Origin of the sequence: Brevundimonas sp. UYEF29, assembly GCF_040546195.1 — a bacterium.
Taxonomy (GTDB): Bacteria; Pseudomonadota; Alphaproteobacteria; order Caulobacterales; family Caulobacteraceae; genus Brevundimonas; species Brevundimonas huaxiensis.
The window spans coordinates 1-10,846 of sequence record NZ_JBEPNH010000004.1 but is presented as its reverse complement, the minus strand read 5'-3'; the positions used below and the strand labels follow the sequence as shown (position 1 = coordinate 10,846).

The following is a 10,846-nucleotide window of genomic DNA, read 5'->3' as shown; positions in this document are numbered from 1 at the left end:
CACGATTCACTCATCACGGCGCCGTTCCCCCTCTGAAAAGATTTGACGCAGCCTTGGGCTGCAGAAGGAAACCAAGATGAACCAGGAAGTCCTGAACATCTTCAACCCGGTCCCGGTCACCCCGACCTTCGACCAGATCAAGATCGCGCTGGCTTCGCCCGAGAAGATCCGTTCGTGGTCGTTCGGCGAGATCAAGAAGCCGGAAACGATCAACTACCGCACGTTCAAGCCCGAGCGTGACGGCCTGTTCTGCGCGCGTATCTTTGGCCCGACCAAGGACTACGAATGCCTGTGCGGCAAGTACAAGCGCATGAAGTACAAGGGCATCATCTGCGAGAAGTGCGGCGTCGAAGTCACCCTGGCCCGCGTTCGCCGCGAGCGCATGGGTCACATCGACCTGGCTGCGCCGGTCGCCCACATCTGGTTCCTGAAGTCGCTGCCCAGCCGCATCTCGCTGATGCTGGACATGGCGCTGAAGGACGTCGAGCGCGTCCTGTACTTCGAGAACTACATCGTCACCGAGCCGGGCCTGACCCCGCTGAAGCAGAACCAACTGCTGACGGAAGACGAGTTCTATCGCTACCAGGAAGAGTTCGGCGATGACGGCTTCACCGCCGAAATCGGCGCCGAGGCCGTCCGCAACCTGCTGATGGGCATCGACCTGAATGCGGAAGCCGAAAAGCACCGCGCCGAGCTGGCCGACAACCCGTCGGAAATGAAGGCCAAGAAGGCATCCAAGCGCCTTAAGCTGATCGAGGCCTTCCTGGAATCGGGCAACAAGCCCGAGTGGATGATCCTGACGATCGTGCCGGTCATCCCGCCGGAACTGCGTCCGCTGGTGCCGCTGGACGGCGGTCGTTTCGCGACCTCCGATCTGAACGACCTGTATCGCCGCGTCATCAACCGCAACAACCGCCTGAAGCGCCTGATGGAACTGCGCGCGCCGGACATCATCATCCGTAACGAAAAGCGGATGCTGCAAGAGTCCGTCGACGCCCTATTCGACAACGGCCGTCGCGGTCGCGTGATCACCGGCGCCAACAAGCGTCCGCTGAAGTCGCTGGCCGACATGCTGAAGGGCAAGCAGGGTCGCTTCCGTCAGAACCTGCTGGGCAAGCGCGTCGACTATTCGGGCCGTTCGGTCATCACCGTGGGTCCGGAACTGAAGCTGCACGAGTGCGGCCTGCCCAAGAAGATGGCGCTGGAGCTGTTCAAGCCGTTCATCTATGCGCGCCTGGACGCCAAGGGCCTGTCGGGCACCGTCAAGCAATCCAAGCGCATGGTCGAGCGCGAGCAGCCCGCCGTCTGGGACATCCTGGACGAGGTCATCCGCGAGCACCCGGTTCTGCTGAACCGCGCGCCGACGCTTCACCGTCTGGGCATCCAGGCGTTCGAGCCCAAGCTGATCGAGGGCAAGGCCATCCGCCTGCACCCGCTGGTCTGCACTGCCTTCAACGCCGACTTCGACGGCGACCAGATGGCCGTTCACGTCCCGCTGAGCCTCGAGGCCCAGCTGGAAGCGCGCGTCCTGATGATGTCGACCAACAACATCCTGTCGCCCGCCAACGGCAAGCCGATCATCGTGCCGTCGCAGGACATCGTCCTGGGCCTGTACTATCTGTCGCTGGTCAAGGACGGCGAGCCGGGTGAAGGCAAGCTGTTCGCCAACATCGGCGAGATCGATGCGGCGCTGGACGCAAAGGTCGTCACCCTGCACACGCGCATCAAGGCGCGCTGGACGGAACAGGACGCCGAAGGCAAGGAGGTGACCAAGGTCATCGACACCACGCCGGGTCGCATGAAGCTGGCCGCCCTGCTGCCGCGCAACCCGAACGTCGGCTATCGCCTGCTTGAGAAGAACCTGACCAAGAAGGAAATCGGCAATCTGATCGACGTGGTCTATCGCCACTGCGGTCAGAAGGCGACGGTCATCTTCGCCGACCAGATGATGGGCCTGGGCTTCCGCGAAGCCGCCAAGGCCGGCATCTCGTTCGGCAAGGACGACATCGTGATCCCGGCCAAGAAGGTCGAGCTGGTCGCCGAGACCCGCACCCAGGTCGAGGAGTACGAGCAACAGTACGCCGACGGCCTGATCACGCGCGGCGAGAAGTACAACAAGGTGGTCGACGCCTGGTCCAAGGCCACGGACCGGATCGCCGACGCCATGATGGGCGAGATCGCGCAACCGCGCGTGCTGATCGAGGGTGAAAACCCCGACATCAACTCGGTCTTCATGATGGCCAACTCCGGCGCCCGTGGTTCGCAGGCGCAGATGAAGCAACTGGGCGGCATGCGCGGCCTGATGGCCAAGCCGTCCGGCGAGATCATCGAGACGCCGATCACCTCGAACTTCAAGGAAGGCCTGACCGTCCTTGAATACTTCAACTCCACCCACGGCGCCCGCAAGGGTCTGGCCGACACCGCGCTGAAGACCGCCAACTCGGGTTATCTGACCCGTCGTCTGGTGGACGTGGCGCAGGACTCCATCGTCACCGAGCAGGATTGCGGCTCGACGCGCGGCATCACCCTGCGTGCGGTGATGGAAGGCGGCGACGTGCTGGTCTCGCTGGGTCAGCGCATCCTGGGTCGCTATGCGGCCGAGGACATCAAGGAGCCGGGCACAGACACCGTCCTGTTCCCCGCCGACACCTATCTGGTGGAAGAAGTCGCCGAGGCCGTCGAGGCTGCGGGCGTCCAGTCGGTCAAGGTCCGTTCGGCCCTGACCTGCGAGGCGGACGCCGGCATCTGCGCCCACTGCTACGGCCGTGACCTGGCGCGCGGCACCAACGTCAACATCGGCGAAGCGGTCGGCGTCATCGCGGCCCAGTCGATCGGCGAGCCGGGCACCCAGCTGACGATGCGGACGTTCCACATCGGCGGTACGGCCCAGGTGGCGGAAACCTCCTTCATGGAGGCGACCAACGCCGGTACGGCCAAGGTCACCGGCCCGACCGTCGTCGCGGCCCACGGCGACCTGGTGGCCATGAGCCGTAACGTCATCGTCACCGTGGTCGTGGACGGCAAGGACCGCGAGACGCACAAGGCTCCTTACGGCGCCCGCATCCGCGTCAAGGACGGCGACGAGGTCAAGAAGAACCAACGCCTGGCGGAGTGGGACCCCTACACCACCCCGATCCTGACGGAAGTCGGCGGCGTCGTGCGCTTCGAGGACCTGGTCGAAGGCCTGTCGGTCAAGGAAGAAACCGACGAAGCGACGGGCATCGCCCAGCGCGTCGTCAGCGACTGGCGCGCCAGCCCGCGTGGTTCGGACCTGCGTCCGGCCATGGGCGTCACCCTGGGCGACGCCTACGCCAAGCTGTCGTCCGGTTCGGACGCCCGCTATCTGCTGCCCGTGGGCGCGGTTCTGTCCGTGTCGAACGGCGATGAGGTCAAGCCGGGCGAGATCATCGCGCGCGTTCCGACCGAAGGCGCCAAGACCCGCGACATCACCGGCGGTCTGCCGCGCGTCGCCGAACTGTTCGAAGCTCGCCGTCCGAAGGACTGCGCGGTCATCGCCGAGATGGATGGTCGCGTCGAATTCGGTCGCGACTACAAGAACAAGCGTCGCATCAAGATCACGCCCGAGCCCAACGCCGACGGCGTGCAGGGCGAACCGGTCGAGTTCCTGATCCCGAAGGGCAAGCATATCTCCGTCCACGACGGCGATCTGATCCAGAAGGGCGACTACATCATCGACGGCAACCCGGATCCGCACGATCTGCTGCGCATCCAGGGCGTCGAGGCGCTGGCCGAGTATCTGGTGAACGAAGTGCAGGAGGTCTATCGACTGCAGGGCGTGCCGATCAACGACAAGCACATCGAAGTCATCGTGCGTCAGATGCTGCAGAAGGTGGAAGTGCTGGATTCGGGTGAAACCACCCTGATCCGCGGCGACACCGTCGAGGTCGCCGAAGCCGTTTTGGAAAACGCCAAGGTCGAGAAGCGTGGCGGTCGTCTGGCCACCACCCAGCCCGTCCTGCTGGGCATCACCAAGGCGTCGCTGCAAACCCGCAGCTTCATCTCGGCGGCGTCCTTCCAGGAGACCACCCGCGTCCTCACCGACGCCTCGGTCCACGGCAAGAAGGACATGCTGGAAGGCCTGAAGGAAAACGTCATCGTCGGCCGCCTGATCCCGGCCGGCACCGGCGCCTACCTGCGCAGCCTGCAGAAGATCGCCAACGCGCGTGATGCGGAACTGACCTCGGCCCTGGAAGAGGCGATCGAGCCGCTGCCGGCCGATCTGCAACTGGAGCTGGAGAGCAGCGAGAGCTGATCTTCCGCTTCTCGAGCAAAGACATGAAGAGGGCGGCGCCGGCGACGGCGCCGCCCTTTTTCTATGACTTGACGCTTGCGTGGATTGGTTGAACTAAGCCAGGGTTGTGTGGAGGGCCGCCATGACGAAAACCGACAAGGTGCTGTGGGGCCTAACGGCCGTGATTTTGTCGCTCTTCGTCGTCGTGGAAGCCAAGACGATGATGATCAACCTCGGCGCGGCCATGCACGACGCGTATTGCCAGGATCACTGAGGATCAGTCTTCCCTACCTCCGATTTGAAGTCCTCCGACGCTTGCAGAAAAACCCTGGCGGCGGCGTTCGCCTCGATTGATCGTCGTCTCTGCGCCTTGACGCATGTCAACGCCGGGAACGTCAGGCAATAGGGCGCCGGCGCAGCCCGTGCCGAAGTTCGAGCCGACGCAGTCCGCCGGACCCACGACGCCCACGCCGCCGGACAGAGGACGACGGCGCGCCTCCCATTCCGCCAGACGCCGTGCGCCCTCCCGCGCAAAGGCGGCGTCACGTTCGGGGTTGCCCGTGCCGGTGATCGGGGCGGCGTTCATGCCGCGTCGCATGGCGTCCTCACGGCAATGGGCGCGCTCGGCGGCGTTGAGCTGTTGGGGCGTGGTGCAGCCGATCAGGCCCTGACGCAGGACGCGGGACATGGCGCCGGCGCGGTCGTTCGGATTGACCGTCCAGGCGTCCGGCGACGCGGGCGCGCCCTGGGGGGTGGGCGCGGCGATCCGCGGACGGATCGGGGCGGGGCGATTGTCTGGCGCGGACGCGACCCTGTTTGTGGGAGCAGCGTCGATGCCGCCAGCATCACGCGATGCGGACATGGTGACGGGCTCGGGCGTCTGCATCGCAGGGCGGGGCCGCTCGTTCGGCAGCAGAGGGCGTGGGCTGATGTCGATGTAGAGGGGGCGTGAATCGGGCGCGCTCGGCGGCGCGTCAATTCCCAACGCCGTAACGGACAGGATGGCGATCAGCCCTGCGTTTATGGCGACCGAGGCTGTCGCCAAGGCGACCTTGCGCCAGTTCGGGCGGGCGCGTCGCGACCATGGGCCAGGGGAGGGCGCGGAGGCGGCAGTCATTCGCGACGCTTTCTGAGATTGGGCAGGAAGCCATCTCGCGAGGAGAAGAGATCGACCTGAATGTTCACGCCCTCGCATCCTGCCATCGGATGTGGGGTTACGCACTGAGGATCGCCGCGTGGCGGATCGGCACGCTGCGCTTCCCAGGCCGCCAGACGACGCGCTCCCTGTCGCGCGAAGGCGGCGTCGCGCTCGGCATTCCCCGTTCCCCGGATGACAGGGGCGGCTTCGCCGCCGTTCCAGCGCTCCTCGCAGCGGCGGCGGTCGTCGGGCGCGAGGCGGTGCGGGGCGTTGCACGAAAGGGAAGACAAACTCGGCTCGGCAAGAGCGCCGCCGACCCGCCAGCGAGCGTCGATCCCGTCGTCTGCGTTCACTTGGCTCATGGACGAGGACGAGGGCGGGGGCGGGGTCGCCGACATCGGAGGATCGCCTTTGTTCGGCGCATCCCCTTGCGACGCCTGTGCGCGTCGGGTCGCGGCCACGGCGCTGTCAGAGGACGTGACAGACGGAGCTCTTCGCGCGCGGACCAAGGACGGCCAGGCCTCCTCAAGATAGACGATCATCGGCGCAGGTCGCAGCGAACGCGCGCGCAGCCCCGGATCCGTCATGGATAGAAGCATGACGGCGCCTGCATTCAGCCCGACGGCGGCGGCCGCAAAGCCCGCCTTGCGCCAGTCAGGACGGCGGGGCGGCTTTGTCGGCGTCATCGTCCTAGGTCCGATGTCAACGGCAGCCATCCTCAGTTCATGCCGAACAGGGACCGCAGCCCGGGGTAGGCGCCGTCGCCCTCGCGGTAGTCGCGCCAGCGTTTCTTGACGGCGGCTTCTTTTGCAAAGCCCGCCGTCCGTTCCTCATCGCCGGAGCGCACCATCGGCGGCGATGATCCATCGGCCGCGATCGCCAGAGCACGGCAAGCATGCCGGTCCTGCGTGGACCGCGCGGTTTCGGGGCGGCAATCCGGTTTGCCATTGCGCGCCGCGTTCCCCGTTGGCCAGGCGTCGGCCAAGTGGCTCGGTCGGACTGTCCAGCGCGGATCATGAGCGGGCGCGGCCGGACGATGCGATGTCGGCGTCACGGTCGGCGCCGGTCCCGCAGTCTCGGAATCGCGCGGACGGACTGGCGCCCGGCGCTGGTCTTGCGCTTGCGCCGCGGCCGCCGGCGCTTTGCGGGCCTTGGCCCCTATGACTACGGGCTCGATCTCGATGTAGAGAGGCGAGTGTCCCGGAACCCGACGTGGCGGCGGGCGGCGGTCCTCCACCGCAAGCAGCGTCAGCAGGCCTGCGTTCACCGCAAGCGAGAGCGCAATCGCCCCTGTTCTGGCCAGCCCCGCCATGACCCATCCCCGGTTGGTCGTGTCGTCAAGCTGAGCGCGAAGCGTGGCGGGTTTCAGGCGAAAGGTCGCTCTATTGAAGACCGCTAGGCTTCATGGAAGTGGCTGCATTCTGGAGCGTTAACGTCTCCGCCTTGACCTTCGCGCCCATCGCGCGTAGAAGCCGCCCACTTTCGAGGCGTGGCCGGTTCGCCGGTCGCTGAGATCGTGACAATCGAACGGACGGGCTGTGCCCGCCGGAACGCCCAAAGCGCGCGTTCCGGTTTTTCTGTTTGGGTGGTCGCGCGATCAGTCTCGATGACACCCGGGCGAGGGGATGGTCCCCCGTTCACAAGAAGGCGAGAGGCGCTTCGGTCGAAAGACACACGCCTCCATCAGAAGTCGAGACGAGTTTCGAATGCCTACGATCAACCAGCTGATCCGCAAGCCGCGCAAGCCCAAGCCCACCCGCAACAAGGTGCCGGCTCTGGAGGGTTCGCCCCAGCGTCGCGGCGTCTGCACCCGCGTTTACACGACGACCCCGAAGAAGCCGAACTCGGCTCTGCGTAAGGTCGCCAAGGTCCGTCTGGCCAAGAACGGCTACGAAGCCGTGTGCTACATCCCCGGCGAAGGCCACAACCTGCAAGAACACTCGGTTGTTCTGATCCGCGGCGGCCGCGTGAAGGACTTGCCCGGCGTTCGCTACCACATCCTGCGCGGCGTTCTGGATACCCAAGGCGTCAAGGACCGTAAGCAGCGTCGTTCGCACTACGGCGCCAAGCGTCCGAAGTAAGCCATTCTTCTCCGGGCCGTCGCGCCCGGAGGCCTTTTCGAGATCATCCCGGCGCTGGTCGGGCACTGCAAGGAATACCCCATGTCGCGTCGTCACCGCGCCCAGAAACGTGAAGTTCTGCCGGATCCCAAGTTCGGGGATCTGGTCGTCACCAAGTTCATGAACTACGTCATGTACGAAGGTAAGAAGGCCGTCGCCGAGAACATCGTGTACGGCGCCTTCGATATCCTGGCCGAGAAGAAGAAGGACCAGGAGCCGGTCGCGACCTTCCACGCCGCTCTGGAAAACGTCTCTCCGTCGGTCGAAGTGCGCTCGCGTCGCGTCGGCGGCGCCACCTATCAGGTGCCCGTCGAAGTCCGTCCGGACCGTCGCCGCGCCCTGGCCATCCGCTGGCTGGTGAACGCTGCGCGCAAGCGTGGCGAAAACACCATGACCGAAAAGCTGGCCGCCGAACTGCTTGACGCTTCGAACAACCGCGGCACCGCGGTCAAGAAGCGCGAAGACACCCACAAGATGGCCGAAGCCAACCGCGCCTTCAGCCACTATCGCTGGTAACGCCTTCAAAGCGTCATCTGCGCTGACTATCTAAGGGTTTCCGGTGCGGGCGGTTTGAGCTAAATCGCCCGCACTCGCTTATCCGAACACCGACATCCTTCCGTGGGCGCCCTTAAGCGTCCTGAAAACTTTCAAGGCACGTTTCCATGGCACGTACGCACGCGCTCCAGGACTACCGCAACTTCGGCATCATGGCCCACATCGACGCGGGCAAGACGACGACGACCGAGCGGATCCTGTATTACACCGGCAAATCCCACAAGATCGGCGAAGTCCACGACGGCGCCGCCACCATGGACTGGATGGACCAGGAGCAGGAGCGCGGCATCACCATCACGTCCGCCGCGACGACCGCCTTCTGGCAGAACAAGCGTCTGAACATCATCGACACCCCAGGCCACGTGGACTTCACCATCGAAGTCGAGCGTTCCTTGCGCGTCCTCGACGGCGCCGTGACGGTGCTGGACGGCAACGCCGGCGTCGAGCCGCAGACCGAAACCGTCTGGCGTCAGGCTGACAAGTACAAGGTTCCGCGCATCGTCTTCGTCAACAAGATGGACAAGATCGGCGCCGACTTCGACGCCTCGGTCGAGTCGATCCGCGACCGCCTGGGCGCCAAGGCCGTGCCGATCCAGTTCCCGATCGGCGCCGAATCCTCGCTGTCGGGTCTGGTCGACCTGGTCCGCATGACCGGCGTGGTCTGGGACAACGACGGCCTGGGCGCCTCCTACAAGGACGTGCCGATCCCCGACGACCTGATGGAAAAGGCGGTCGCCGCGCGTCAGTACCTGATCGACAACGCCGTCGAGCTGGACGACGAGGCGATGGAAGCCTACCTCGAAGGCAACGAGCCCGACGAAGCCACCATCAAGAAGTGCATCCGTAAGGCCGTTCTGACCGGCGCCTTCTATCCGATCCTGTGCGGCTCGGCCTTCAAGAACAAGGGCGTGCAGACGCTGCTGGACGCCGTCGTCGACTATCTGCCGTCGCCGCTGGACATCCCGCCGACCCCGGGCATCGACTTCAAGACCGAAGAGCCCGTCGTGCGTAAGGCCTCGGACGAAGAGCCCCTGTCGGTCCTGGCCTTCAAGATCATGGACGACCCCTTCGTCGGCTCGCTGACCTTCTGCCGCCTGTACTCGGGCAAGATGGAAACGGGTATGAGCCTGCTGAACTCCAGCCGCGACAAGAAAGAGCGCGTCGGCCGGATGCTGCAGATGCACTCCAACAACCGTGAAGACGTCAAGGAAGCCTACGCCGGCGACATCGTCGCCCTGGCCGGCCTGAAGGAAACACGCACGGGCGACACCCTGTGCGATCCGATCAAGTCGCCCGTCATCCTGGAGAAGATGGAATTCCCGGCGCCGGTCATCGAGATCTCGGTCGAGCCCAAGACCAAGGGCGACCAGGAGAAGCTGGGCGTCGCCCTGGCCAAGCTGGCCTCGGAGGATCCCTCCTTCACCGTCTCGACCGACCACGAGTCGGGCCAGACGATCCTGAAGGGCATGGGCGAGCTGCACCTGGACATCAAGATCGACATCCTGAAGCGCACCTACAAGGTCGAGGCCAACATCGGCGCGCCGCAGGTCGCCTATCGTGAATCGCTGGGCCGCAAGGTCGACATCGACTACACGCACAAGAAGCAGACCGGCGGTACGGGCCAGTTCGCCCGCGTCATGATCACCTTCGAACCCGGCGAGCCGGGCTCGGGCTTCGTGTTCGAGAACTCGATCGTCGGCGGCGCGGTGCCGAAGGAATACATCCCCGGCGTCGAAAAGGGCCTGAACTCGGCCAAGGACAACGGTCTGCTGGCCGGCTTCCCGCTGATCGACTTCAAGGCGACCTTGACGGACGGCAAGTTCCACGACGTCGACTCCAGCGTGCTGGCGTTCGAAATCGCGGCCCGCGCCGCCTTCCGCGAGCTGAAGGAAAAGGGTTCGCCCAAGCTGCTCGAGCCGATCATGGCGGTGGAAGTCGTGACCCCCGAGGAATACCTCGGCTCGGTCATCGGCGACCTGAACGGCCGTCGCGGCATGATTCAGGGTCAGGACATGCGCGGCAACGCCACCGTCGTGAACGCCTTCGTGCCGCTGGCCAACATGTTCGGCTATGTGAACACGCTGCGCGGCATGTCGCAGGGCCGCGCCCAGTTCACCATGCAATACGACCACTACGAGCCGGTGCCGCAACACGTCGCCGACGAAGTGATCAAGAAGTACGCCTAAGCTTTCCCTTTTCGGAAAGCCCGCCTATATGCGCCCGGACCGTAAGGACCGGGCGTCCTTAACCCCCAAACTGCAGGAACCCCGGTTCGGGGACCTTAGGAGCTAGAAAATGGCCAAGGAAAAGTTCGAACGGACGAAGCCGCACTGCAACATCGGCACGATTGGTCACGTTGACCACGGCAAGACGACGTTGACGGCTGCGATCACGATGACGCTGGCGAAGGCCGGCGGCGCGAAGGCGATGAACTACGCCGACATCGACGCTGCGCCGGAAGAGAAGGCCCGCGGCATCACGATCAACACCGCGCACGTGGAATATGAGACGGCCAACCGTCACTACGCCCACGTCGACTGCCCCGGCCACGCCGACTATGTGAAGAACATGATCACCGGCGCCGCGCAGATGGACGGCGCGATCCTGGTGGTGTCGGCCGCTGACGGCCCGATGCCGCAGACCCGCGAGCACATCCTGCTGGCCCGTCAGGTCGGCGTGCCGGCCCTGGTGGTCTTCATGAACAAGGTCGACCTGGTCGACGACGAAGAGCTGCTCGAGCTGGTCGAGATGGAAGTGCGCGAGCTGCTTTCGTCGTACCAG

Annotated in this window: 9 protein-coding genes; 6 read left to right on the top strand and 3 right to left on the bottom strand. The window is 65.0% G+C overall.

From position 1 onward, the window contains the following. Nucleotides 1–76: 76 nt before the first annotated feature. Together rpoC and ABIB58_RS07920 are read left to right on the top strand one after the other, a co-directional pair. Entirely contained in the window at nucleotides 77–4,273 is a 4,197-nt protein-coding gene (rpoC, locus tag ABIB58_RS07925; RefSeq protein ID WP_161640102.1) for a DNA-directed RNA polymerase subunit beta', read from the top strand. A gap of 121 nt (nucleotides 4,274–4,394) precedes the next feature. Next, nucleotides 4,395–4,526 carry a hypothetical protein gene (locus ABIB58_RS07920; RefSeq protein WP_354040170.1) on the top strand — a complete coding sequence of 44 codons (132 nt, stop codon included), beginning with the start codon at nucleotides 4,395–4,397 and terminating at the stop codon, nucleotides 4,524–4,526. A 3-nt stretch (nucleotides 4,527–4,529) separates the two neighbouring features. On the opposite strand, the gene ABIB58_RS07915 is transcribed toward ABIB58_RS07920, so the two are convergent. The 3 genes from ABIB58_RS07915 to ABIB58_RS07905 are packed head-to-tail and all read right to left on the bottom strand — an operon-like array spanning nucleotide 4,530 to nucleotide 6,702. Then, on the bottom strand, nucleotides 4,530–5,369 hold the full coding sequence (locus ABIB58_RS07915; protein ID WP_354040168.1) for a hypothetical protein: 840 nt from the start codon (nucleotides 5,367–5,369) through the stop codon (nucleotides 4,530–4,532). After that, entirely contained in the window at nucleotides 5,366–6,076 is a 711-nt protein-coding gene (locus tag ABIB58_RS07910; protein ID WP_354040166.1) for a hypothetical protein, read from the bottom strand. Before ABIB58_RS07910 ends, ABIB58_RS07915 begins: the two co-directional genes overlap by 4 nt. Before the next feature lie 32 nt (nucleotides 6,077–6,108). Continuing rightward, entirely contained in the window at nucleotides 6,109–6,702 is a 594-nt protein-coding gene (locus ABIB58_RS07905; protein WP_354040164.1) for a hypothetical protein, read from the bottom strand. A 394-nt stretch (nucleotides 6,703–7,096) separates the two neighbouring features. Between ABIB58_RS07905 and rpsL the strand changes: the two genes are divergently transcribed. From rpsL to ABIB58_RS07885, 4 genes are all read left to right on the top strand, one after another. Further along, complete coding sequence (gene rpsL / locus ABIB58_RS07900; RefSeq protein ID WP_008260482.1) at nucleotides 7,097–7,471, top strand: 30S ribosomal protein S12; 375 nt, start codon at nucleotides 7,097–7,099, stop codon at nucleotides 7,469–7,471. Nucleotides 7,472–7,552: 81 nt separating this feature from the next. Next, complete coding sequence (gene rpsG / locus ABIB58_RS07895; RefSeq protein ID WP_017506744.1) at nucleotides 7,553–8,026, top strand: 30S ribosomal protein S7; 474 nt, start codon at nucleotides 7,553–7,555, stop codon at nucleotides 8,024–8,026. 146 nt (nucleotides 8,027–8,172) lie between these two features. Further along, the gene (gene fusA / locus ABIB58_RS07890) at nucleotides 8,173–10,251 is read left to right on the top strand and encodes an elongation factor G (RefSeq protein WP_039248504.1); all 2,079 of its coding nucleotides are present in this window, start codon (nucleotides 8,173–8,175) and stop codon (nucleotides 10,249–10,251) included. A 109-nt stretch (nucleotides 10,252–10,360) separates the two neighbouring features. Beyond that, nucleotides 10,361–10,846, top strand: a 486-nt coding sequence (locus tag ABIB58_RS07885; RefSeq protein WP_336977264.1) for a GTP-binding protein, incomplete at its 3' end; no start/stop codon positions are given.